This window comes from Pseudoalteromonas sp. 11L1, assembly GCF_055397545.1.
Genome location: NZ_AP041142.1, coordinates 501,501 through 526,936, shown reverse-complemented (window position 1 = coordinate 526,936; position 25,436 = coordinate 501,501). Strand labels below are relative to the sequence as shown.

Below are 25,436 nucleotides of genomic sequence, written 5' to 3'. Positions count from 1 at the left end.
ACGAAGCGGCTAAATAGCCGCTTTTTTTATAGCTTGAACTAAAAAATCAATGTCTTTACAAGTAATTTCATGAGTAAAGCTAATTCTAAACGTATGCTCTGCCTGTTCTCTAGATAAGCCTAAAGCAGTTAAAACATGTGAAGCTTCTATTTCTTTCGAGGAACAAGCTGAACCTTGAGCAAGGCACAGAGAATTTTCATTATCACGTACTAGTAAGCTTACATTAGCTTTCTGTAAGGACAGGGAAAGGATATGGGGTAGCGTGCTACCGTTACCATTTACAGTATGTTCAATTTTATTTTCATTTAACTTTTTCAAAAAATAAGATTTTGGATCTTCATTTTTAAAATAACTATACGCCTCTTGAAACACTTCAATAGCTTTACCAAAACCAATAATTAATGGTGTTGCGACTGTTCCACCTCGCAAACCCTCCTCTTGTCCTGCTCCATGTATAACAGGTAATAAGTTTCGTTTTCTAAGGTCGCGAATGTAAACAGCACCAATTCCTTTAGGTCCACCAACTTTGTGCGCAGAGAATGACATTACATCAACATTCATATCATCAACGTCAATTTCTGTTTTACAAAAACTTTGAGCTGCATCTGAGTGAAATAAAATACCTTTTGAAAAGCAAAATTCCCCAATTTCGCTGATCGGGTTAATTGTCCCTAGCTCATTATTAACATGCATTATAGATACGAGAGCCGTATCCTCTCTTACAGCAGCTTTAACATTCTTAGCTTTAATAACGCCGTTCTCATCAGGGTCAACAAGCGTAATCTCATACCCTAAATTTTGAAAGTAGTCGCATATAGCAAAAATGCATTTGTGTTCAATTGAAGAGATCACTATGTGTTTTTTGTTCCTGAGGGTTTCATCACCTAATAACATACTTTTAAAAGCTACATTATTAGATTCAGTGGCACCGCTAGTGAATACAACCTCGCTAGGAAAGGCTCCTATTTCATCTGCTAAGAGTTCTCTTACTTCATTGACCTTAGCTAATGCAGATTCGCCTAAGAAGTGGCTAGAAGCAGAGTTGGCATAGCAGCTCTCAAATGCATTCATCAGTGATTTTTTGACTTCAGGTAAAATTGGATATGAGGCAGCTGTATCGAGGTATATCATTAAATTAATCCTTCATTTGAGGGTTTAAGAATAACACAAAGAGATAAGGCCTTAACCCCTTTAACAGTATACTTTTAAAATAATGCGAAGACCCGCTACAACTCCCCGTGATCACACCCGAAAACTATAAATTGATGAGTAATCACTTGCATGGATGCAAGTTAAGCCGTGACTTCGCCAGGGATGGCGAATACACGGCGATTACGTTCACATAAATTTATAGCTTGAGGATACAGTGTGATCCTCGGGTGCGCCGAGAGAGTCCAGAGAGAGGTCGGCGGCAGCCTCTCTCTGGTTGCCATCGCCAACGCGATAATCAAACTCTTACCTTAATCAACACTAAAAACATGGCTGTTATTTACCCTGCAGTGTAACGGCTTGAATAAACGCTTATTCAAGCCGTTATAAGCTTACCAAGCGTTTTAAAGGTTACATTACATGCAATCGCTTTAGCTGCTGGCCTTTTAATAACAACCACCTAATCCTGTTTATATTTACAACTTGGTTTATACTAAAGTGTTGTAATTTTTTAGAGTAATAAAATGCTAAGAATCGCTTTTGTTGTATTACTAATCTGTAGCTGTAGCGTATTTGCCTGTAACAAAACACTTAAGGTGGGTACTAATGAACGCAACTGGCCGCCTTATGTGGTGGCAGTTAATAACAATTTAACCGGCGTTGAGATTGATGTGGTAAATACGATTTTTAACAGCTCACCTTTTTGTTTAAAGTTTATGTTGCTGCCTACTTCTGCTCGTGCTTTTGAAGAGTTAAAAGAAGGCCGTATTGATATTGTTTTTGCAGCCAGCATAACCCCTGATAGACAAAGTTATGCCTATTTTAGCGATACTTATCGCGATGAAATAATGCGCCTTTATAAATATAGCGACTCTCCTGATATAAATAACCTAAGCGATATTTTTTATAGAGATTTAACGCTCGCTATTGGTCGCGGTAGTTATTATGGCGCTGCATTTGCGCAGTTTAAACAAAATCATCCTGCTCACGTTATTATGATGCCCACAGCCGACAAACGCTTTGCTATGCTTAGTAAAAACAGGGTTGATTATGCAATAGAAGACGAAGTAGCTGCACAATATTTTATAAACCAACATCCAAGCGTTAAGCCTGTTCCTAATATGGCGGCCATTAATAAGAGTTCGATTCATTTAATGTTGAGTAAAAAAACCATTAACCAAGTCGAGTTACAAACTATAAATGAGTTAATTAAGCAAAATAAAAGCAACATACACGCTATTTATCAGCGGTTATAGCTTTTAAGCTATATTCTTTTACCTTTCATCTTTGGGCGTGGATCTGTATAATTCGCGGCCTATTATTTACTCTATCGCTTGTTTATTTATGCGGCACCTTGCTGCAGCTTAACCCTGCCATTAATTTTCTAGGATTACTTTTTTTGATCTCCACCGCAAATATTACGATGCAGTTTGGCGCAGAGCCGTTGTTTGAAAACATTTCAGCTAAATTTGGTAACGGTAACCGTTACGGTTTAATTGGCGCTAACGGCTGCGGCAAGTCGACATTTATGAAAATTTTAAGCGGTGCGCTTACGCCTAGTGCAGGTAATGTGTCTATTACGCCGGGGCTAAAATTAGGTAACCTAAGCCAAGATCAGTTTGCGTTTGAACAATACAGCGTAGTTGATGCGGTAATTATGGGCGACGTTGAGCTTTGGAAAGTAAAACAAGAGCGCGACCGTATTTATTCGTTGCCTGAAATGAGCGAAGAAGACGGCATGAAAGTGGCCGAGCTTGAAAGCGTTTTTGCTGAAATGGACGGTTACACCGCAGAAAGCCGCGCAGAAGAAATACTACTTGATGCGGGTATCGATAAAGAATTTCATTATGGTTTAATGGCAAACGTAGCCCCTGGTTGGAAATTGCGTGTGCTTTTAGCACAGGCGCTATTTGCTAATCCTGATATTTTGCTTCTTGATGAGCCAACCAATAACTTGGATATTCATACTATTACGTGGCTTGCGAATGAGCTTAACCAACGTAAATGTACCATGATTATTATTTCCCATGACCGTCACTTTTTAAACTCGGTATGTACGCACATGGCCGATATTGATTACGGCGAGCTGCGTATTTACCCAGGTAACTACGAAAAGTACCTTGAAGCCTCAGGCTTACAACGCGAACAGTTATTAGCTGAAAACGCGAAAAAAAGCGCTGAAATAGACGAGCTGCAAGACTTTGTTAACCGTTTTGGTGCTAATGCCTCTAAAGCAAAACAAGCCAGCTCGCGTGCTAAAAAAATGGATAAAATTAAGCTTGATGAAGTTAAAGCATCAAGCCGTATGAGCCCGTCACTGAGCTTTGACGAAGGCAAAAAAATGTATCGCCAAGCGCTTGAGCTAACCAAGCTTGGCCATGGGTTTGACGGTGAAACATTATTTACCGGCGGCGACTTATTGCTTGAAGCGGGTGCAAAGCTTGCGGTAATTGGCGAAAACGGTGTTGGTAAAACCACCTTTTTACGTTGTTTAGTTAACGAGCTTGAAAGTTTACACGGTGAAGTTAAATGGTCAGAAAACGCGACCTTTGGTTACTGCCCACAAGACAGCAGCAAAGACTTTGATAACGACTTAACTTTATTTGATTGGATGTCGCAGTGGCGCACTGCTAAACACAACGATTTAATGGTTCGTGGCATGTTAGGGCGTTTATTATTTACCGCAGACGATTCAAATAAAAAAGCCCGTAACTGTTCAGGTGGTGAGAAAAACCGTTTGTTATTCGGTAAGTTAATGATGCAAGACGTTAACGTACTAATAATGGATGAACCAACAAACCACATGGATATGGAAGCCATTGAAGCGCTTAACAATGCGCTAAAAGACTTTAAAGGCACACTTATTTTTGTAAGCCATGACCGTGAGTTTGTATCGTCACTAGCAACGCGTATTGTTGATATTAAAGACAAGCAAGTGATTGACTTTCAAGGTACGTTTGACGAATACCTAGCAAGCTGCGAAGAAAATAAAGTAGCTTAAGAGCTAGGTTAAAGGTTAAAGGTTAAAGAAATAGCCTAAACCATTTTAAAAGCGGTGCCTGTTTAAGCGCCGTTTTTTTGTGTCTGTATTTCGGGGTTCGGGGTTCGGGGTTCGGGGTTCGGGGTTCGGGGTTCGGGGTTCGGGGTTCGGGGTTCGGGGTTCGGGGTTCGGGGTTCGGGGTTCGGGGTTCGGGGTTCGGGGTTCGGGGTTCGGGGTTCGGGGTTCGGGGTTCGGGGTTCGGGGTTCGGGGTTCGGGGTTCGGGGTTCGGGGTTCGGGGTTCGGGGTTCGGGGTTCGGGGTTCGGGGTTCGCCAAAATTATGCTTAGTATTAATTAAAACGCAATTAGTAATTTATTTATAAAAAAGCAAAGAAAGGCTGTGTTTTTTTGCTCATTTGCACTCATTCTTTGCTCTTTGTGCAAATAACTTTTAAGTGATTTATTTACCACTGAAGATTATGAGGCGCTGCATTTTACCCGCGACTCGCAGCTCGAAGTCCGTTGTCTTCTCATTTACTCTCATTCGCTTCTCTGTGTTCAAATAGCTTTTAGTGAATTATGCACAAAGAGGGCTATGAGGCGCTGCGCTGAAAGAGTAGGTTAAAGGATAAAGGTTTCAGGTTTTAGCACTAGCTCGCGCCTCGCAGCCCGTTGCCCGTTGCCCGCAGCTCCTAACTTTCAAATAATAAAAAAAGGAGCATTACTGCTCCTTTTTAAATATTACTCAGGTTTATTTAATATCAAACCTATCGGCGTTCATTACTTTTACCCATGCATTTATAAAGTCGTGTACAAAACGGGTTTTGTTATCGTCTTGAGCATAAAACTCCGCCAATGCACGTAAAATTGAGTTTGAACCAAACACTAAATCAACCCGCGTAGCCGTGTATTTAGTTTTACCGCTTGCACGGTCAATTATGTTGTACTCGCCTTTGCTTGCAGGTTCCCAGCGGTTGTTCATGTCAGTTAAATTAACAAAGAAGTCGTTACTCAGTACGCCTACGTTGTCGGTAAATACGCCATGCTCACTATTGCCATAGTTAGTGCCCAGTACGCGCATACCAGCTAGTAACACGCTCATTTCTGGTGCGGTTAAGCCCATTAATTGGCTGCGCTCCAGTAATAGCTCCTCGGCGGATACAGCGTAGTCTTTTTTCAACCAGTTTCTAAAACCATCATGAATTGGCTCTAATGGCTCGAATGACTCTGCGTCGGTCATATCATCAGTTGAATCGCCACGCCCTGGGGCAAATGGTACGGTTACATCAACCCCGGCCTTTTTAGCGGCTTGCTCTACTGCAGCGGTGCCGCCAAGTACAATTAAATCAGCCATACTAACAGGCTTAGTTAAACTCGCTTGCAGTGTTTCAAGTGCGCTAAGTACCTTGGCTAAGCGCGCAGGCTCGTTACCTTGCCAGTTATTTTGCGGAGCAAGGCGAATACGGGCGCCATTAGCTCCACCACGGTGATCGGAGCCTCTGTAAGTACGTGCACTGTCCCATGCGGTATTAATTAAGTCGGTTTCACTTAATCCACAATTAAGTAGCTTCGCTTTTAAGTCGGTTATTTCAGCGTCGCTTAGGGTGTAATCAACCGTTGGAATTGGATCTTGCCAAATTAAATCTTCGCTTGGTACATCGGCACCTAAATAGCGCGATTTTGGCCCTAAATCACGGTGGGTTAACTTAAACCATGCGCGAGCAAATACGTCAGTAAAGTACTCAAAATCGTCATTAAAACGCTCAATAATTTTACGATATGCGGGGTCGAGCTTCATTGCCATGTCGGCATCGGTCATTATTGGGTTTAAACGAATTGATGAGTCTTCCACATCAACGGGTTTATCTTCTTCTTTAATATTAACCGGCTCCCACTGATGAGCACCGGCAGGGCTTTTTGTTAGCTCCCATTCGTAATTGAGTAACAATTTACAATAGCCGTTATCCCATTTAGTTGGGTAGGTTGTCCATGCGCCCTCAATACCTGAGGTCATGGTATCGCGGCCAATGCCACGGGTTTTATGGTTATTCCAACCAAGGCCTTGCTCGTGTACGTCGGCAGCTTCTGGCTCTGGGCCTAAGTTTTCTTCTTTACCATTACCGTGAGTTTTACCTACAGTGTGGCCACCAACGGTAAGTGCTGCGGTTTCTTCGTCGTTCATGGCCATGCGGGCAAAGGTTTCGCGGACTTGATCTGCAGTTTTAAGCGGATCGGGCTTGCCATTAACCCCTTCTGGGTTTACATAAATTAAGCCCATTTGAACTGCTGCTAATGGGTTTTCCATGGTATCGGGTTTATCAACCTGGCTATATCGCTCATCACTTGGGGCCAACCATTCTTTTTCTGCGCCCCAGTAAACGTCTTTTTCTGGATGCCAAATATCTTCTCGTCCGCCAGCAAAGCCAAAGGTTTTAAGTCCCATTGATTCATACGCCATATTACCGGCTAAAATCATCAGGTCAGCCCATGAAAGCTTATTGCCGTATTTCTTTTTAATTGGCCACAGCAAACGGCGAGCTTTGTCGAGGTTAGCATTATCAGGCCATGAGTTAAGTGGAGCAAAACGTTGATTACCCGTACCGCCACCGCCTCGGCCATCCGCTAAACGGTATGAGCCCGCAGCATGCCATGCCATACGGATCATCAGGCCACCATAGTGCCCCCAATCAGCTGGCCACCACGGTTGGCTTTGGGTCATTAAGTTTTTTAGGTCGGTTTTAAGCGCCTCTAAATCCAATGAGTTAAAAGCGTCGGCATAATTAAAGTCGTTATCGTAAGGGCTGGTTTTACTATCGTGCTGATGAAGAATGTCTAAATTCAGTGAGTTTGGCCACCAATCTGTATTGGTGTTTTCAGTTGTGGTATTACTGCCATGCATAACTGGGCATTTACCCGCTTTATGATTATCCATATTGAGCTCCTTTTTAAGTATAAATAAAAACGCCCATGCTTACCGCTTTTGGTATTCACCAGTTGGGAGCGCTGTTATTTTATTGCCATTAAATGAATGACGTGTATGGTCTCTACTTATTCAATATACGTGTAGCTGCTTTGATACGCTAGAGCAAGGCGATGCTTTAAAACGATTACAATCATTTATAAATATGATGATGCTGCCAGCAAATGAATATTGAAACTTTTTATAAATTAGATGATCGTTATTAAAAATAGCCACGTAATGTATGCTGAAGGGTTTGAAAGTGACTTAGGTTATCTTAAGTGCACAGTGGAATACCCCCCTTCGCCATGAAATTATAGTTATAAAAGGTGTATAAATTATTTATGCACCTTTATTTCTTCCCTATTTTTAACTATTTGAATTTAGTTAAGTAAAAATTCAGATAGTGACACATACACTAGGCCTTATCTCCTATTGTTCCCTGAGATGTTGATGTAGTTTTTTCCAGCCCACCTTGGGCTGGTTTTTTTTGCCTATAATTACTGCCACCCAAGTTAATACCAGCTTCCCTATACTCGCCCTAGTACCAATGATGTGCGCATGTTAAAGTTAGCGAAGCGATTAATTAATTTTTTAACTAGGCATATCAATGCGTTTTTATTTTTTACTATTTATTGTTTTTATAGGTGCTTCATCTGCAGTGCAAGCTGCTGATAAAAACACTACAACCTTGGATGAGCAACAGCAACGTGAATTAGCACAGCTAAAAGAACCGATGTATAAGCCATTACTTGAGCGTTATATTCTCGACGAATTGAAGTCGGTACGCCAAGATCAACAAAAACTGCGTGAAGACTTAACCAAACAGGTCACTCATGCTCAGTTAGATACCGCTGATAGGGCGCTAACTTACACAACCGACACGATTAACAATGTATTTTTTATTATCACCGCCACCGCTTCTATTTTAGTATTGGTGGGCTGGAATTCATTACGTGATGTAAAAAATAAAGTAGAAGATATAGTAAACACCCGTGTTAGTGTGATTACTGACGAGTACGAAGACCGCTTGAAAATTTTAGAAGAAAAACTACGAGTTCGCTCTGAAGAAATACTCAGTAACCAAGAACGTATATCGATCACCAACGAAGTTCATTCGTTATGGATGCGAGCCAACCTAGAAAGTGATATTGCTAATAAAATTGAAATATTCGATGAAATTTTAAAACGTAAACCAGAAGATGTAGAAGCCATAGCCTATAAAGCGGATGCGTTATTAGAGCTAAATGAGACTGAGCAAGCTATTGAGCTTTGTAATCAAGCTATTGATATAGACAGTGATTATGGTTATGCCTACTGGCAAAGAGCCTGTGCATATGCTTTAACCCATGAACATGCAGATGCCTTAGCTGATATAAAAATGTCGCTTGAGTACTCGCCTAATTTGCGAAACGAGCTACTTCACGAAAGTGCTTTTGCCAGCCTACATGATAACGAAAGCTTTAATGCTATTGTTTCAAATGAAGCCTAGCGTTTAAAGTATAAATCTATTGATTTAGAGAGCAGCTCGTCGAGCTGCTCTTCAAAGTCTTCTATGTCAATTTCAAAATGATTTAAGTACGCTTTAGCCTGCACCTGAGATAAATTGCGGTTTTTAACGCTATATTGACGCTCATCTTTTTGCTTGTCGTATCGGGGTAAAAATAATAACTGCGCATAATAAGGCGATTTAATGTGCTTGTTCGCAAAGCGACAAAAGTCTTCAATGTGGTCTACGCCATCAGGGCCTAAGCAGCCTGGTTCTACTCGATACATTACACGAATTTTTTTCTCGTCACTTAGCTGCATAATTAATAATTACCTAAAAAATAAAACCCTAACCACTTTACCATCTTTGATCTGATAACTTGAAATAAGCTCTGAACGTTTATCTATAACGTTCGCATCCGCTGAGCAGGTTTCTGATAGCTCATGGTCTATTACAATGTCACCATGCACAATACGCTTAATTGGTGATGAGCGCAGACACTTAAGTTTTTTAAACATAATGCCATAACGTGCTATTAGTTTTTCTTTGCCTTTAAATAATAGCTCATTCGGGAAAATATAAAACTCAACATCTTCATCATACATGCGAATAAATTCTTCAATGTTACGCGCGTTGTAAGCGTTTACTAATTGCTCAACAACAGCAAGTGACTCACGCGACTGTTTTGCTTTGGCTTGTTGCCTTGCTGTGAGTGCTTCTTTCGCTTGTGTGACTGCTTGCTCAGCTTGCGCAACAGCCTGTGCTTTATCAGCTTTACTATTAGGCTGCTGTGCGGGCTTTGTTGATTCACTGCCCAGTACTTGAGAGTCATCTGCTTTTACTTTCTCAACAACCGGCTTTTTTGGTGTATTAGCCTCTTGGCTTAATGTATCAAGCGCGTCTTGTTGCTGCGGTGCGTTTTTTTGCTGTGTTTGTTTAGTCTCGTTCAGCTGTGTTGATTGCTCTATAGCATGACTGTTTAACGTGAAAGCGGCCAATAAACAGGCACAAATAATAAATAAAGATTTCATGGATTTCCTAAGTACAAAGACTAAATGCAATTAAAGCGCAACATAGCAAATTTTAGGCCTCTGAGATAGTTATTATAACGTTATAACTCACTACCAATACTGCTCAACCGTGATATGCCCCGGCTCTTTTCGACGATTACGCTTATAATTTTGAGCCAATAATAATTCTGTGGTGTCTTTAACCATTTGCGGATTACCACACAACATAAATTGCGCGTTATTTGGTGTGGCGCATAATCCAACGTGCTCATATAAAGCGTTGTTTTCAATCACTGTGGTAATTCTACCAGCTAAACCCTTTAAAGGCGCCTCACGGCTAACAACCGGAATATAGTTGAGTTGACTAGGGTATAATCTTTTTAGTTTGCCAATAAGCTCCTGATAGCTTAAATCGCTATTTTTCCGTACCCCATGCACTAAATTTATGTGTTGATATTTTTGCCATACTTCGCTCTGCTGTAGCATTGATAAAAATGGCCCAATTGCTGTGCCTGTACTCAGCATCCACAATTGCTCACTTGCTGGCACTTCATCTAGAGTAAAAAAACCAGTTGCTCGGCGCTCTATTAATACGGTGTCACCCGGTTTGAGAGTGGCTAAATGAGAGGATAGTAAACCATCAACCACGTTAATGAGGTAAAACTCTAAATCAGGACTTTGAGGGGCGTTAACATAAGAGTAGGCGCGAGCTATACGTTTATCACCGTCCATAATAGAAAGCTTTGTAAATTGCCCTGCTTTAAACGGCTCTACATCAGCGTGAACGGTTATGCTAAATAACGATTCATTCCACCATTTGACTGACTTTACTGTCGCATCAATCCAATTAGACATAGTTACTCCAGAGTTTAAGACGTGTTTTAGCTATCAGCTAAAACTTTAAAATTGTTCATTTTAAAGGCAAGCTTTATAACTTAAACATTAGCATTAAGTTATAAATACTGACAGGGAAATAAATGGGAACACAACGGGCTACGGGCTACGGGCTACGGGTTTCGAGTATCGAGCAACGAGCTAGTGCTAAAACCTGAGATCTTTAATCTACTCTTTCAGCGCAGCGTCTCTTTGCCCTCTTTGTGAATAATGACCTTGCGCGGCATAAAGCTCCGCCTACAGTAAATTTAGAAGTTAACCATATCAGTAGGCGGGAGTTTACCTCGCGCATTTGTGTTTAATATCCTAGACCTGACGCGATATAAAATCGCTGCTACGAAAGGCACTTACTGCTAAAAACAATTTTTCACCACAGAGGGTTCCGAGGCGCTTTGCGCTACACAGAGGTGGATTGGTATTTTTTAAGCATTTCTCTGTAAACTCAGTGTTCTCGGTGGTAAATATTTTTTAATTAATGACCTTGCACGGCATAAAGCCCCGCCTAAAGTAAATTTAGAAGGTAACCATATCAGTAGGCGGAAGTTTACCTCGCGCATTTTAATCTGACATCTAAAGTCTAATTTCTTGTTTAAACACAGAGAAGTGAATGAGAGTAAATGAGAAAACAACGGGCTTCGAGTGACGAGCTGCGAGCTAGTGCTAAAACCTAGGAACATAAAGCTCGTAGCCCTTAGCCCGGTGCTCGCACCTAAATTTCAGGCATAAAAAAAGCCGCATAAAATGCGGCTTTGGGGGTTTAGTCTCACTTCACTTTGGGCGTGTCTCCAAAACTTAGTGAATACGTTACCAAGGAACTGTTTAAGATTAAATTGACTCTAATGCAATTTTTACCATTTCGTTGAACGTGGTTTGACGCTCATCGGCAGGTGTTGCTTCGCCGGTGATCACGTGATCGCTTACGGTAAATAATGCCATTGCTTTTGCGCCGTACTCTGCTGCTACGCCGTATAGGCCAGCTGTTTCCATATCAACCGCAAGTACACCTAGTTTGTCTAGGTCTTTGTAGAAAGTGTCATCAGCTTGATAGAAAGTATCGGTAGTAAATACATTACCTACTTTTGCATCAATGCCTAAATCTTTAGCCGCATTAACGCCGTTTAAAAGTAAATCAAAGTTAGCAATCGCTGCAAAGTCAGTACCACGAACACGGGCACGGTTCACGTTAGAATCAGTGCTTGCACCTTGTGCAAAGATTACGTCGCGAATTTTAATATCGCTGCCAATACCACCACAGGTACCAATACGGATAATATTTTTAACGCCAAAACTAACAATAAGCTCACGAGCATAAATTGACATTGAAGGAATGCCCATGCCAGAACCCATAATGCTCACTGGCTTACCTTTGTAAGTTCCAGTAAAGCCGTACATGTTACGTACGCCGGTTACTTGCACTGCATCATCTAAAAAGTTTTCAGCAATATATTGTGCGCGTAGCGGATCGCCTGGCATTAATACTGTTTCGGCAAAATCACCTACGTTTGCACTGATATGCGGAGTACTCATTGATTGTTTTCCTTTTGTTTGGCTAAAAGCCCTATTACTTTAAAAATATAGTAGCGTATTTTTAAATTACTTAACTGTATTTAGCTTATCGACGAAGCCATCACCATACTCTAACGCTTTTAGGTTAAACCATTGCGCAAGTGTTTGACCGATATCAGCAAAGCTATTGCGCTCACCCAGTGGCGTGTTGTTCATTCCTGGCTGATAAGCAATAACTGGCACATACTCACGAGTGTGCTCTGACCCTGGAAAGGTAGGGTCACAGCCATGATCGGCGGTGATCATTAATAAATCATCTGGCTTTAGCTGATCTAAAATAGTTGGTAAGTAATCATCAAACTCTTTTAGCGCTTTAGCATAGCCAACAGGATTTCTGCGATGGCCAAACTTTTCATCAAAATCAACTAAATTGGTAAAAATCAAACTGTGATCCTGCGCAGTTGCCATCACTTCACTGGTTTTTTCTAGCAAGTTCATTAACCCTGGTGCTTTATGCTTTTGGGTAATGCCTTGGTGCGCATAAATATCTGAAATTTTACCAATACTAATTACTTCGCCACCGTCTTTTGCAAGTACATCAAGCAATGTTGGCGAAGGTGGTAATACTGAATAATCACGACGATTACCGGTTCTGGCAAAGTCTTGACTATTTGAACCCAAAAATGGCCGCGCAATCACTCGTCCTATATTCATTTCATCAAGCAGCGCCCGTGCGATTTCGCATACTTGATAAAGCTTCTCTAGGCCGAATGATTCTTCATGCGCGGCTATTTGAAACACACTGTCAGCTGAGGTGTAACAGATTGGTTTACCTGTTTTTACGTGCTCTTCACCTAGCTGCTCTAAAATGGTGGTTCCCGATGCATGGCAATTGCCTAAAATGCCCGGAATACCTGTACGAGCAATAAACTCGTCTACAAATTCTTGTGGGAAACTCGGTTGTGTTTTTGGGAAATATCCCCAATCAAATAACACCGGCACGCCAGCCATTTCCCAATGTCCCGATGGCGTGTCTTTTCCGCTTGAAAGCTCTTTTGCATAACCCCACGCGCCTTGTGGCTCATTGCGATCAGCAATTAAACAGGGTTCTTTACCAGCGGCTTCACATGCATCTACTAACCCTAATTTTGAAAGGTTAGGAAGCGAAAGCTTGCTGCCAGTTTCGTCATAATATGCCTTGAGTAAATGTGCGAATGTATTAGCACCTACATCACCGAATTTATCTGCATCGGGTGCTGCGCCAATTCCTAAACTATCCGCCATTAAGATAATTGCTCTTGCCATTGTGACCTCACATCTGTTCTAGGTGGTTACTTTATCCGCTCTTCGATTTTTCCGTACAGGACATAAGTCCTGTTTCATAAAACCTAAACATTATAAATTTGCACTCTTAAGCGAAGCAAAAGAGATTAATCGTGTCTTTTTTGCTATTGTGATCTACCAACAATATATCCTTCTGTGTGGGTGAGAACTTTAGTGACACGAACTATTATAGCTATTGCAGGCGCATCGGCGTCCGGCAAATCTCTATTTAGCCAAACAATATACAATGAATTGGTGAATGAGCTTGAACCAGGCGCTATCGCCATTATTGAAGAAGATGCTTATTACAAGGATCAATCGCATTTGCCGATGGCACATCGTACGCAAACGAATTACGACCATCCTGATGCATTTGAACACGAATTAATGCTTGAGCATTTAACACAACTTCGTAATGGCCACTCAGTTGAAGTACCAACTTATGATTATGCCCAACATACACGCAGCGATAAAACACGCCGTGTGGCTTCGGCTAAAATACTCATTGTAGAAGGTATTTTATTACTGAGCGATAAAGCACTTAATAAAGAATTTGATATTAAGGTGTTTATAGATACACCGCTAGATATTTGTTTAATGCGCCGAATGCAGCGCGACATGGAACAAAGAGGCAGAACATTACAATCTGTTGTTGAGCAATATCAAGCAACTGTTAGACCGATGTTTTATCAATTTATTGAGCCTTCAAAGCATAACGCTGATTTAGTTGTGACTCGAGGCGGTATGAATCGCGTTGCGATTGATATTATAAAAAGTAAAATAAAATACATTTTACAAGAATAACAACGGGAAACGTTTGTATGACAACATTTATGAGCTTAGTAGGCATGATGGTGCTACTAGGCATTGCCTTTGCGGCTTCAACTAACCGCAAAGCAATTAGTTTAAGAACCGTTGGTATAGCGTTTGCTATGCAAGTCGTTATTGGCGGTTTTGTTCTGTTTTTTGAAGCAGGCAAAAATGTATTAACAAGCATGTCAGCAGCTGTTTCATCGGTTATTGGTTATGCAAATGACGGTATTGGGTTTTTATTTGGTCCGCTAGCGTCGCAAGATACGCTTGGTTTTATATTCGCAATTCAAGTATTGCCGGTTATTGTGTTTTTCTCAGCGCTTGTAGCTGTTTTATATCACCTTGGCATTATGGATTGGATAATTAGAATTTTAGGCGGTGGTTTACAAAAGCTTTTGAAAACCTCGCGTACAGAATCGCTTTCAGCAACGGCCAATATTTTTGTGGGCCAAACTGAAGCACCGCTAATAGTTAAGCCATTTATAGCAACAATGACTAAGTCTGAATTGTTTGCAGTAATGGTAGGTGGTTTAGCCACTGTAGCAGGCTCTGTAATGGCCGGCTACGTAATTATTGGCGTAGACCTTAAGTATCTTATTGCGGCAAGCTTTATGGCGGCGCCAGGTGGTTTTTTAATGGCAAAAATGATTGTGCCAGAAACAGAAACTCCTAAAGATAACTTAGCAGATTTAGATTTAAGTGATGATGATAAACCAGTTAATGTAATTGATGCAGCAGCATCAGGCGCAGCTAACGGCATGCATCTAGCACTTAACGTAGGTGCAATGCTACTTGCCTTCGTGGCGTTAATTGCTCTGCTAAACGGTTTATTAGGTGGCGTTGGCGGGTGGTTCGATTACCCAACATTGACGCTTCAAGAAATATTAGGCTATTTATTTGCTCCTGTTGCATGGTTACTCGGTGTACCGTGGGATGAAGCAATTATAGCCGGCAGCTTTATTGGTCAAAAGATAGTAGTAAACGAGTTTGTTGCTTACTTAGACTTTATAAATTATCGCGATACGTTAAGTGCTCACACGCAAGCAATTGTTACTTTTGCATTGTGTGGATTTGCTAACTTATCATCGATAGCCATTTTACTAGGTGGATTAGGCGGTATGGCGCCTAGTCGGCGAAAGGATATCGCACGCTTAGGGCTCAGAGCAGTGTTAGCAGGATCTATGGCTAACCTTATGAGCGCAGCAATTGCTGGGTTTTTCCTCTCGCTAGCTTAGAAACTTAAAGAGATGATCCATCTGTTGCAAAACAATAGGATAGCGCTTTAAGGGGTTAAAGCACTATCTGACTTGAACGATACTTCACCAAGGGCCGCAAGGCCCTTTTATCGTTTTAGCACCTCTACTTTCTAAATCCTCAACAACTCGCCCCCCAAAATTATGCTTTGCTTAACCTTCATCCACGCACTCCTTAGCCATCATTGCACTTATACCAATCCGCAATAATACTTAATCATTTTGCGGGGCTAAACGTGTCGCTACCTGTGTTAAAAAATTCTCATTTAGAACAACTAAATAGCGAATTTTTTGCCTAGCTATCAACTCGTTTTTCCAGCCTCAAAATAGACCACTTAATTAAGCGAATTGGTATTACTAAAAAATATGAACAACTGTGTAACTGCAGAAGCATTTAATTGTCAGCCCTTTACAAAAGGCGCTTGAGAGTGCGAAGTTAACAAGGATGAATGGCTGTGAAGAGGTAATATAGGCATTATTAAGCGGGAGCTTTTTGAGCTTTTCCGCGCTTGGCCGACCTAAGCTTTAATTTTTTACATAACGGTTAATGTAAGGTTCATAGCCAGACTCTGCTTTAAGTTGCTTTAGAGCTTGATTAAAACGTTCTACGATCACAGGTGAAGCAGCTGTATTAAAACCAATATAGTTGCCTTTAAGTTCATCTACATGAATTTGTTCGAGCTTCACTAAATCATCTCTAGAGTAGCCAAACGGCTCAGTTTGATGGTCAATGGTAAAGTCAGATCCAATAATTAAATCGATGCGGTTTTTAAAAAACAGTCGCATAAACGAGTCAGTGTCGCTAAATAGCAATAAGTTTTTATCAGCTACAAACCCAAGTCGGCGCACCAGCATTTCATAAATATCGCCACGCACTATACCTAACGAATAGTTTTTAGCTTGGGTGATATCGTCCATCACAATATGTTCGCTGGTTTTTAATTTATAAAAATAGGTTTGATTTGACACCAAGGGTCCAACCCATTGAAAAAGAGGTTCTCGCTCTTGCGTTTTTGCCAAAGAAATAATGGCTGACTGTGGGTTATTTTGCACTAAGTGGTAAGCGCGCTTCCAGGGTAGCATAATAAACTCGCACTTTAGTGCGGCACGGACACAGGCATCTTTTACTATGTCATGATTAATACCCGCCAATTGGCCTGCACTACTTTGAAAGTTATACGGAGGAAAACTTTCGGTATAAATAACCAGCTTAGGCTCAGCAGCCTGAATTTTTTGGCTAAATAACAGCACAAAAGCTAATAATATAAATTTATAGATACACACCCCCTGTGGTTTAAGTAATAACTTTAACCTAGAAAACTCGTAGAGACTATTAATTTATAACGTTGTTTGTAATGTTAAAATAGCAGATGACGTAAATAGCAATAAAATGACGGGAATGTTAAAGCGGTGGTGGGATGTTCTTAAATTTTGGGCACAAAAAAAGCGCCTTAAGCGCTTTTTTTCATTTTACTCAAAAAGTAAAATTATAGAGCTGTGATGTTATCAGCTTGAGGACCTTTTTGACCTTGTGAAAGAGTGAACTCTACACGTTGGCCTTCAGCTAAAGTTTTGAAACCTTCGCTTTTGATTGCTGAGAAATGTGCGAAAACGTCTGGACCGTTTTCTTGCTCGATGAAACCAAAACCTTTAGACTCGTTGAACCACTTAACTGTACCTGATACGATGTTAGACATAGTATTATTCCTGATATAAAAAATTAAATTGTGCCCTAATGGGCGGTGTAGCAAAAAATGAGATGGTACTTAAAAACTTCAGGACGGTACTACAAGTATTACTTATACAACAACGAAATGGAGATTTATAAATTATCATGCTTTCTTTCTAGCTGCGGCCTACTATATAGAGTTACAGGGGTAAGTCAACCCTTTATGTTATTTAATTAATAAAATAACCTTCGTAACTCACTTTAAATGTTAAGCACTTGTTTAAGCAGCTTAAAATTCAATTTCTAACGCCATTCTAAAGCTATGATTCTTCTCTGACTGGCTGATTTCAGTAATAAAACCGGCTTCCCACTTTAGTTGTTTTTGTCCATCAAAGCGATGCAAGCCTATAAAACCAGGGCCAATACCCACAAAGTCTTCACCAAGATAAACCTCAACCGCGGGCTGAAAAGCAGACAAGTATCGGTAGCGATATTGCGCTCTAAACTCGCTTTCCCATTCGTTTTCTATATCTTGCCCCCATTCGTATACTAAAAAAGCATTCATGGTGAGGCTTGCACGACCAAACTCTTTTTCAATTACAAAACCAGAGGTTGCTTCGTATGCGTCGGCGTCATGCTGTTTTTCAAATTCAAATAACGCGCCCCAATCAGCCCATAGCCTGCCCTGCTCTATTAACTGCCAACGAAGCTCTAACTCATACGCTTGCAAGCCAAAGTCACCGTTATCATCGCGCTCACCCACGATGTAGCCTTCCAATGCCATGGTGTCGTTTATTGCGCCGCCTAAGCCAACGCGCTGCGCTAAAATATTACCACTATCAGTTTGATGCGACACAAGCCGCCATTCTAGCTCGCGCTCAAACGGCAACACATACGGATGATAAACTTTATCTACTACTATGCCATCAGCATAAGCCAGCTTAGGTATTAATAAACAAAAACCAATTAATACAGTGGCTGCAAATAGGTTTATTGCTTTCATGATTTTTCCTTAGTGATTAATTTAGGAATAAAATAACAAACAGATAAAAATAACACGCTGCTCAACGCATAGCTTAAAACACTGGTTAAATTAGGCGTAGCCTCATAACCAATCAGAGCGCGCAATACTCGTCCAAACTCTGAGTTTTCGGTTAAAATGGCACGTAAATCCCATACAGTTACCGTTGTTGCTATCAAATCAATTTGGCTCGCCAAATCAAGCGCCACAACTAGTTTTGCCGCACTATTTAATGCTAACAATACCAATAAAGGGGTAAGTCCAAAGCGCTGTTTGATTGCACTCAATAAAAAATACAACAACACGCTAAAGCTGCTGCATATTCCCAAACCTAAAAAAGTGCCAATAAATAAACTTTGTGCCGCTTCGTTGTTTTGCCAAAAGCCAATCAGGTAAATAATGTAGTGACTTAAATAAAGTGTCATTACGCTGATAATCGCAATCATAAAAGCAGCTGTTGCCTGTTTAATGGCGTAGTACAGTGCACTAATAAAAATTAAAATACACAAACCAATTTGGGCATATTCTAAACCCTGATAGTCAAACAAGGGGCTAATTAACGGCGCACTTTTTACAAACAAAAATGAAAGCCCGATCCCTAAAATAAGCCCTCCCAGCAATTTCATTAAACTTTGCTTGGCTACAACTTGGAGTAAAATAAGTAAAATGGCCACCGGCAGTAACTGGTTTAGACTCATCACTAGGCTAGTTATTAGCATTAGAACGCTCCTTTTCAGTCACTATGACAGCACCACGCGCCGTATTGGGCGAGAACTCGCCAAAAAATTCATAACGCCCAGGGATTAACGGCCCGATATAAATAACGCTTTTGCGCTTAGGGTAAAGTACTTTCTCTCGATTGAGATCGAAACTGTCGAACTCTTCAGGCGTACTATCTTGATTTTCGATTAACAAGCGTACCTTTTTATTGGCCGGTACGACGATTTCTGCGGGGTAAAACAAATGATCTTTAAGTACAATAAGGTAGTCTTTACTGGCGGCGTTAAATGATAAAAATACACAACAATATAAGTAAGGCCTAATAAGTCGTTTAATCACATTTAGCTCCTGCAAAAACTACCTGTACTTTTAAGCCACCCAAATCACTATCCGTTAAGTGAATTTCAGCGCGATAAATAGCAATAATATGCTGCACTATTGCCATGCCCAAACCCGCACCTTGTTCACCCGAAGGGTGTTGGTCACCGCCAACACGATAAAAACGGTTAAATATCCGTTGTTTTTGATCGTCCGTCATACCTGGGCCACTGTCTTCTATTTGCCAAATACGCTGCTTGTGCATCTGCTTTAGCGTTATTTTTATTTGTCCATTGGCTGGTGCGTACTTTATGGCATTACTAAGTAGGTTTGAAATCAACGTCACTAAGGTAAATTCATCACCGTTAATGATAAAGTCATCTCCCTCAAGACTAATAGTGTGGTTTTTAGCCTCTATTTTTTCATACAACTGGCTAACACCTTCTTGCGTGATCGCTAATAATGACAGCTCTTTAAACTGTTTTTGCCACTGCTCTGGCTGAGTACGCCCTAGTATTAGCATTTGCTCTACTATATTGGATAGTCGGTTAATACCTTGAGTCATGGCTTGTAATTCTTGGTTATCGCCTTGTTGAGCAGCCAAATTATGCACATTAATTTTTAAACTACTCAGGGGAGTACGTAATTCATGTGCCGCATCAGAGGCAAAAAAACGCTCTCGTAAATAGGCGGTTTCTACGCGTTTAAATAAATCGTTTAAGCGGCTGATCACCGGTTTTATCTCTTCATCAGTCACCTGCCAATTGATCGCAGTGAAATCATTTGCTTGGCGCAGAGCTAACTGTTTTGATAAACGGGTTAATGGTGCCAGGGCATATTTAACAAAAAAGCTAATAAATAGCGCAAGCAAAGGAACCGCCCAAAGCATAGGCAACATGGCCGATAAAATCACTGCCTCGGCAAGTTCAAACCGCTTAGCAATCGGCTCGGCAACAATCACGGTGCGTAAAGAAGTGACAAAAACGAATACCCGCATTCGCTGCCCTGCAATATTAAGCGTTTGAAAACCCGCTTGATACTGGCTCAAATCAAGATTTAATTCGTCAGAGCCACTAAGGAGCTCACCAGCTTGCCAAATTTGATACAGTAACTGGGCGCTTTCTTGCATTTTTGGCGCCATGGCGTTTATAGATAAAGGCTGTTGCATCAACACTCCAGCGACTACTTTTAGCTCACTATCAAGTAGTTGCTCACCATGGCTCATACTTTTTTGGTAGCCTTTGACTAAAGCTAAAAAGCACGTTAACACCATCATTGATAGTAAAATAAGAGTTAAACGCTTACGAATTGACATAGAGTATGGTTACCTTTGTAAATTCAAGTTTGTGCAATCTAGGGGTGTTTTAATCACGTGAACTATCTCTTCCCCACGACATAACCAATACCACGGAGAGTTTTAATAAAATCGCTGGGGAATTTTTTTCGTAGGTGATGAATATGCACTTCAATGGTGTTAGAGCCAACCTCTTCACCCCACTGGTACAGCTTGTTCTCTAACTGCTGTTTAGATTGCACGCGACCTTGGTTTTCCAATAGTGCCTTTAGCAGCATGTATTCTTTTCGTGGCAGAGAAAGCAGCTCATTGCTGAGTGTGACACTATGCGCTGACGTGTCCATAGTCACTTCACCACACTGTAATAAACTCGACTGAGCTTGATTTACTCGTCGGCTCGCTACGCGCAAACGAGCAAATAATTCGGCTGGTTCAAATGGCTTAGCTAAATAATCATCAGCGCCCATATCAAGCCCTTGCACCTTGTCATCTATGCTACTTCGTGCAGTTAGTATCACCACCGGAATCACTTTTTTTTGCGCTTTTATGTGCTTTAGAATTTGTGAACCATCACCATCGGGTAAACCTAGGTCAAGTATAACCAACTCTATTTCACCACTGCCTAAGCATTGCAATGCATGCTTAACCGTTGCGCTATGCTCTACACTGTAGCCTTCTTGGCGCAATGAGCGGCAAAGCCCTTGCGCCACAAGATGATCATCTTCAACTAATAATAAATGCATTGTTTATTTTGTTATCTCTTTAGTTTTTTATCTACTTTAGCTAATAAAGAGCTAATTGCTTGTTGACGATATTTATCAGCTTTAGCACGAGTATCACGAATACCTGCTGCTTGCGCAACTAACAAATGGGCTTTAGCTTGCTCATATTCACGTTCGTCATATAAAAACTCACCATACAAGTAGTTAGTATCAATGCCTTTTTTGTTAAAAGCGAGCGCTTGCTTAAAAAATTTGTCGGCGGTGTCATCATCACCAAAACCAATAGGCCACCCCGGTACTTTACTGTATAAGGTTGCTAGGCTGGCATACGCTGAGCCACCTAAAGCACTGTCGTCTATTTTAAGGGCTTGCTCTAATGACGCTTTTGCATCTTTAGCATAGCCCAGCGCCCCTAACCCGCCCTTTGCGCCAGCAAAACTGGCCAGTACAATGCCGTTCCACGTATAGCTATTTGCTGAATCAGGGTAGCTTTCAATAAATTGAGCACTTTGCTCACTTAGTTGAGTAAAGGCTTTGATTTGTGCATCATCTTTAAGCTCATAATTAGCGACCGCCCACTGCTGTTGAATAGCGAGTAAATCGCTTTGTTCGTCTGCAAATACCGGCGATGAAAACACACTAACAATGCTTAAATAAGCTACTAAAGTAAATTTTTTCATAATAAATCCTCTATTAACCTAAAAACTGTTTTATTTTAGGGAGCTGTTTAGCAATTGCGTTATCCACAATACGTGGAAAAACGCCATTGATACGTGCAAAAAGTTTCTCAGGAAAACCAATAAATCGTCTGGTTTTATTTGAGTTTAATAACGCAACTAACTCATCAGCTACCAACTGCGGGGAGTCCATTTGATTACCAAGCGCCTTATTCATTGCTCGTATTTGTGCATCATTAATATCTGTATCGGTTGCTCTTGGTGCTAAATAACTAACTTTAACGGGTGTGTCTGAAAGCTCTCGTGATAGCGCTTCGCTAAAACCACGTAAACCGAACTTACTAGCACAGTAAAGTGTTTGATACGGGTAACCTATGCTGCCAAATGACGACCCAACATTAACTATGGAGCCTTTATTCGCATGCAATTGCGCTAAAAACAGCTGACATAATTTCATAGGGACGGCTAAGTTAGTGCTCAGTAGATTATCAATTTGCTCACTACTCGATGCACTTAAGCTTTGCATTACATTAATGCCTGCATTGTTTATGAGTAACTTAGCGCCCCCTAATTTTTTGGCTTTAATGGCGAGTGCCAACATGTTTTCGGCAATCGTTAAGTCCCCCACAAAAACTATACTACCGGGACATTGACTACTTAGCGTATTGAGGGCATCACTATTTCGCCCCACCAAGAGTAGTTGCCAACCTTGGCCGTGTAGTGTTTTGGCAATGGCTTGACCAATTCCACCTGTCGCACCAGTTAATACACATAAGCCGGTATTCATGCGTGTTGCTCTTGTGCTGATGCTTTAAAAAACGGCTCGTCGTCTAAAGCGCGAAAGATATCGCCGTACAAACGGTAAAAACATTTTGCGCCATGTAAGATAGCCTGCTGATCCGCCTCGTCTGTAATTTGATTCATTAAGTTTTCAAAAAACTTAACATGCTCTATATCAAGCGCGCCGTGAGAGGTTAAATAGCTAAACGCTTTTTTAGGAAGTCCTACTGCATTTGCTATGTTTGATGCGGCTCCATCAGCAAGCGCAATTGAGGTCCCCTCTAATACGTGCACCATGCCAAAAAAGCTAAGCGGATTTTTACGTGCAATACTATCGTAGGCATACGACACCATCATTTCAGTGGCGAATTGTGGCTGACTATGACGCACACTTTCTTTATCAAACCCACAGGCTGCAATGTCGTTTAGCACCCACTCTTGATGACCAATTTCTTCTTCAATATATTCAGCTACCGCTTCACGTAACCATTCTTGCTCATCAGTTAAACGTGCGCCAAGTGACATCATTAAAGGAACAGTGTGTTTTACATGATGATAAGCCTGCGCTAAAAACGAGGCATACTCTTCAAGCGTGGCTTGTCCGTTAAATACACGCTGTATAATTGGCGCAGCTAATAAGTACTCACGCTCGTTTTGAGTTTGTGCTTTTAATGTATTAAAAAAATCACTCATGGATCACTTCTCCAAGTCGGTAAAACTGTTCAAAAATAGGGCTGTAGTGCTGGCTAATTGCCGCTCGTTTAGGGCGATTATTAGCGGTTAATAATCCTTGCTGCTCGTTTAAAGGTTGGGCCAAACGATGCCACTTTTTAATCTGTGCGTAGTCAGGAAGTTGCTGGTTTACTGTTTTTAAATGTGCTTTTAATTGCTCATCACTAAACTTGGGAGCCGCATAAATAAGCGCGCTTAAAAATGGCTGGCTTTCACCAAACACCACCGCTTGCTGTATCGCACTTTGGCTTAAAATTAATGATTCAGGCCATTCGGCGCTAACATTACGCCCCATACTGGTGATGATCAGATTTTTTACTCGCCCTTTTATGTACAGCTTATTATTACGCTTAGATACTAAGTCGCCAGTGGCGTACCAGGTATTTGGGTTATGCGGCGCTTGATTTAAATACCCTAAAAATAACGCTCCTTTAATAAATAACTCACCATTTTCAACTTTCGTTTCAACGTGCCCTAGCACTTCACCAGCACTATTTATATCGTCATAGTTGGGGGTGTTTAAACTCACTACTGAAGCAGCCTCAGACAAACCATAACCTTGATAAACCGGTAGGTTATATTCTCGTGCAGTTAAAATTAAAGATTCACTAACCCGTGCTCCGCCAACAGCAATAAACTTAAGTGACTTTGGTGGCTGCCAGCCTTGTTTTGCAAAGGCAACTAAACACGTTAATAACTCAGGCACTAAAATAAGGGTGTTAGGTTTTACACTATCGATTGCGCTAATGAGTTTGTTAGGGTTTTTTAACCCTGAGCCAACAAAACCTAATTCGTTTAATGGCATTAAATGTACACAACCGCCACTTAACAAAGGCGCATAAATACCTGCAATATTTTCAAGCAATACAGGTAGTGGCAGTAAACATAAGTGAGTTGGTTTACTTATATTTATTTGCTCACATAATGACTGAGCCACCTGCATCTGGCTTTGTGTTGATAAGCACACCCCTTTTGGCTCGCCAGTAGAACCGGAAGTAAATGTGATTTTTTGAGTGCCCTCAAAGTAATTAATCGGTTCATTAAGCTTGAGCTGATAAATATACAAGGTGTAATGTTCAAACAAAGTAATAGACAATGTATGGGCCCCCAAAGAAAGCCTTGGCATATCACTTATAAACAGCTGTGCGCCACACTGTGCCAGTACATATTGCGTTTGTTGTTGACTAAAAAAATGGGCAATTGGTATTGCTACTTTATTAGCAACATTTGTCGCAGCATCGAGCACCAACCAAGCGGGAGTATTATCAAGTTGAAATGCAATTGCGTTAGCATCTGAGTTTGCAAAAATTTCCGCTACTTTATTAATTTCTTGAAGCACTTCAGTACCTGTTAACTGCTGTGTTTGATTCGCAAAATGCGCGACAACCATTGACTGAGTAGCTAAGTCATTCAAGCTATTTAACATGCTCATATAGTCTCCAGCGCATTAATTAATGTGGTAATTGCATTTGCATTTTGTTGTTTAATGTCACGTAGCATAGGCGTATTAAGTACTTGCTGATGTGCCTGTGCTAAATTAACAATGCACACCGTAGGCTGATTCTCATAATAGCTACCCCAGCTCTTTGGCTGATCTACTACAGTGCTATTAGCCAGTGCAATTTCGTTGCAGGTAACACCTAGTAGGCGCAGTAAGGCGCGTACTTTTTTGGTAGCGCAAAACACTAAGTAGCTCGCGCCAAAGCCGCGCAAAGCTTCATTTACAATAATAAAATGAGATAGCGTGGCTTTACGATGTGTTGAGCAAAGGTTACCTAGCTCAAACACCTTATTTCGCGGTGTGCATAGTGGTAAAAATTGTTCAATGGCCGCAGCTAAATATTGTTCAATGAATAAAGGGGAAGTAGCGTTTCTGAGCCCTAATGTGCAATGCCCTTGCACAGTTTTATACTGACAGAGTAATGGCATAAATGAGGTTAGGCTTGCATTATACGCAGTGAAAAAGCCTTGTTTTACTGTATCTTCAAGGCGCTGACGGTGTTCATCACATTCTCTTGCGCTCACAAACTGTGTGAACGGCTGAAAAAGTGCTAATGATGGCTGTTGTTGAGCTAGTTGCATAAAAGCATCGCCTGTATTAAATCTATAGGTAGAATTTAATAGGCGA

General features: G+C 41.0%; 24 protein-coding genes. 5 read left to right on the top strand and 19 right to left on the bottom strand.

What is annotated here, in order from left to right:
• Positions 1-9: 9 nt before the first annotated feature.
• A complete protein-coding gene (locus tag ACZ5WS_RS18065; RefSeq protein ID WP_464711676.1) occupies positions 10-1,131 on the bottom strand; it encodes a cysteine desulfurase family protein in 1,122 nt (373 codons plus the stop codon).
• Between the two features lie 542 nt (positions 1,132-1,673).
• Between ACZ5WS_RS18065 and ACZ5WS_RS18060 the strand changes: the two genes are divergently transcribed.
• Together ACZ5WS_RS18060 and ACZ5WS_RS18055 are read left to right on the top strand one after the other, a co-directional pair.
• Complete coding sequence (locus ACZ5WS_RS18060; RefSeq protein ID WP_464711674.1) at positions 1,674-2,405, top strand: substrate-binding periplasmic protein; 732 nt, start codon at positions 1,674-1,676, stop codon at positions 2,403-2,405.
• A 143-nt stretch (positions 2,406-2,548) separates the two neighbouring features.
• Positions 2,549-4,150 (top strand): ABC-F family ATPase, encoded by a 1,602-nt coding sequence (locus tag ACZ5WS_RS18055; RefSeq protein ID WP_010389550.1) that lies wholly within the window; start codon positions 2,549-2,551, stop codon positions 4,148-4,150.
• Between the two features lie 729 nt (positions 4,151-4,879).
• Here ACZ5WS_RS18055 and katG read toward each other — a convergent pair.
• Positions 4,880-7,060, bottom strand: a complete 2,181-nt coding sequence (gene katG, locus ACZ5WS_RS18050) for a catalase/peroxidase HPI (protein WP_464711671.1) — start codon at positions 7,058-7,060, stop codon at positions 4,880-4,882.
• 637 nt (positions 7,061-7,697) lie between these two features.
• On the opposite strand from katG, the gene ACZ5WS_RS18045 reads away from it, so the two are divergent.
• Complete coding sequence (locus ACZ5WS_RS18045) at positions 7,698-8,579, top strand: tetratricopeptide repeat protein (RefSeq protein ID WP_464711669.1); 882 nt, start codon at positions 7,698-7,700, stop codon at positions 8,577-8,579.
• Here the strand turns inward: ACZ5WS_RS18045 and ACZ5WS_RS18040 are convergent.
• From ACZ5WS_RS18040 to ACZ5WS_RS18020, 5 genes are all read right to left on the bottom strand, one after another.
• The gene (locus tag ACZ5WS_RS18040) at positions 8,576-8,896 is read right to left on the bottom strand and encodes a hypothetical protein (RefSeq protein WP_008112665.1); all 321 of its coding nucleotides are present in this window, start codon (positions 8,894-8,896) and stop codon (positions 8,576-8,578) included. The two genes, ACZ5WS_RS18045 and ACZ5WS_RS18040, sit on opposite strands and share 4 nt — an antisense overlap.
• Positions 8,897-8,905: 9 nt before the next feature.
• Positions 8,906-9,607, bottom strand: a complete 702-nt coding sequence (locus tag ACZ5WS_RS18035) for a nuclear transport factor 2 family protein (protein ID WP_464711667.1) — start codon at positions 9,605-9,607, stop codon at positions 8,906-8,908.
• A gap of 90 nt (positions 9,608-9,697) precedes the next feature.
• A complete protein-coding gene (locus ACZ5WS_RS18030; protein ID WP_464711665.1) occupies positions 9,698-10,441 on the bottom strand; it encodes a ferredoxin--NADP reductase in 744 nt (247 codons plus the stop codon).
• A gap of 864 nt (positions 10,442-11,305) precedes the next feature.
• Positions 11,306-12,007, bottom strand: coding sequence for a purine-nucleoside phosphorylase (deoD, locus tag ACZ5WS_RS18025; protein WP_008110728.1), 702 nt, complete (start codon positions 12,005-12,007; stop codon positions 11,306-11,308).
• Between the two features lie 66 nt (positions 12,008-12,073).
• Entirely contained in the window at positions 12,074-13,291 is a 1,218-nt protein-coding gene (locus ACZ5WS_RS18020) for a phosphopentomutase (RefSeq protein ID WP_198522908.1), read from the bottom strand.
• A 192-nt stretch (positions 13,292-13,483) separates the two neighbouring features.
• On the opposite strand from ACZ5WS_RS18020, the gene udk reads away from it, so the two are divergent.
• Both udk and ACZ5WS_RS18010 read left to right on the top strand, forming a co-directional pair.
• Entirely contained in the window at positions 13,484-14,113 is a 630-nt protein-coding gene (gene udk / locus ACZ5WS_RS18015) for a uridine kinase (protein WP_008110733.1), read from the top strand.
• Between the two features lie 17 nt (positions 14,114-14,130).
• Entirely contained in the window at positions 14,131-15,357 is a 1,227-nt protein-coding gene (locus ACZ5WS_RS18010) for a NupC/NupG family nucleoside CNT transporter (RefSeq protein WP_138609254.1), read from the top strand.
• Between the two features lie 543 nt (positions 15,358-15,900).
• On the opposite strand, the gene ACZ5WS_RS18005 is transcribed toward ACZ5WS_RS18010, so the two are convergent.
• The 12 genes from ACZ5WS_RS18005 to ACZ5WS_RS17950 all read right to left on the bottom strand — a co-directional run bounded on the left by ACZ5WS_RS18005 (position 15,901) and on the right by ACZ5WS_RS17950 (position 25,390).
• Positions 15,901-16,626, bottom strand: a complete 726-nt coding sequence (locus tag ACZ5WS_RS18005; RefSeq protein WP_464711662.1) for a substrate-binding periplasmic protein — start codon at positions 16,624-16,626, stop codon at positions 15,901-15,903.
• 236 nt (positions 16,627-16,862) lie between these two features.
• Positions 16,863-17,072, bottom strand: coding sequence for a cold-shock protein (locus ACZ5WS_RS18000; protein WP_008467029.1), 210 nt, complete (start codon positions 17,070-17,072; stop codon positions 16,863-16,865).
• Between the two features lie 261 nt (positions 17,073-17,333).
• The gene (locus ACZ5WS_RS17995; protein ID WP_464711660.1) at positions 17,334-18,047 is read right to left on the bottom strand and encodes a hypothetical protein; all 714 of its coding nucleotides are present in this window, start codon (positions 18,045-18,047) and stop codon (positions 17,334-17,336) included.
• A complete protein-coding gene (locus ACZ5WS_RS17990; protein ID WP_409426071.1) occupies positions 18,044-18,784 on the bottom strand; it encodes an FTR1 family protein in 741 nt (246 codons plus the stop codon). The genes ACZ5WS_RS17995 and ACZ5WS_RS17990 overlap by 4 nt, the downstream gene beginning before the upstream one ends.
• A complete protein-coding gene (locus ACZ5WS_RS17985; protein ID WP_010388691.1) occupies positions 18,771-19,124 on the bottom strand; it encodes a cupredoxin domain-containing protein in 354 nt (117 codons plus the stop codon). Before ACZ5WS_RS17985 ends, ACZ5WS_RS17990 begins: the two co-directional genes overlap by 14 nt.
• Positions 19,117-20,418 (bottom strand): ATP-binding protein, encoded by a 1,302-nt coding sequence (locus tag ACZ5WS_RS17980; protein WP_409426070.1) that lies wholly within the window; start codon positions 20,416-20,418, stop codon positions 19,117-19,119. The genes ACZ5WS_RS17985 and ACZ5WS_RS17980 overlap by 8 nt, the downstream gene beginning before the upstream one ends.
• Positions 20,419-20,480: 62 nt before the next feature.
• Positions 20,481-21,140 carry a response regulator gene (locus ACZ5WS_RS17975; RefSeq protein ID WP_055011598.1) on the bottom strand — a complete coding sequence of 220 codons (660 nt, stop codon included), beginning with the start codon at positions 21,138-21,140 and terminating at the stop codon, positions 20,481-20,483.
• 11 nt (positions 21,141-21,151) lie between these two features.
• Positions 21,152-21,799 carry a tetratricopeptide repeat protein gene (locus ACZ5WS_RS17970; protein ID WP_055011599.1) on the bottom strand — a complete coding sequence of 216 codons (648 nt, stop codon included), beginning with the start codon at positions 21,797-21,799 and terminating at the stop codon, positions 21,152-21,154.
• Between the two features lie 13 nt (positions 21,800-21,812).
• Entirely contained in the window at positions 21,813-22,583 is a 771-nt protein-coding gene (locus ACZ5WS_RS17965) for an SDR family oxidoreductase (protein WP_178957026.1), read from the bottom strand.
• A complete protein-coding gene (locus ACZ5WS_RS17960) occupies positions 22,580-23,269 on the bottom strand; it encodes a TenA family transcriptional regulator (protein WP_076920016.1) in 690 nt (229 codons plus the stop codon). Before ACZ5WS_RS17960 ends, ACZ5WS_RS17965 begins: the two co-directional genes overlap by 4 nt.
• Entirely contained in the window at positions 23,262-24,740 is a 1,479-nt protein-coding gene (locus ACZ5WS_RS17955) for an AMP-binding protein (RefSeq protein WP_464711655.1), read from the bottom strand. The genes ACZ5WS_RS17960 and ACZ5WS_RS17955 overlap by 8 nt, the downstream gene beginning before the upstream one ends.
• Positions 24,737-25,390, bottom strand: a complete 654-nt coding sequence (locus ACZ5WS_RS17950) for a thermostable hemolysin (RefSeq protein ID WP_464711653.1) — start codon at positions 25,388-25,390, stop codon at positions 24,737-24,739. Before ACZ5WS_RS17950 ends, ACZ5WS_RS17955 begins: the two co-directional genes overlap by 4 nt.
• Between the last annotated feature and the right edge of the window lie 46 nt (positions 25,391-25,436).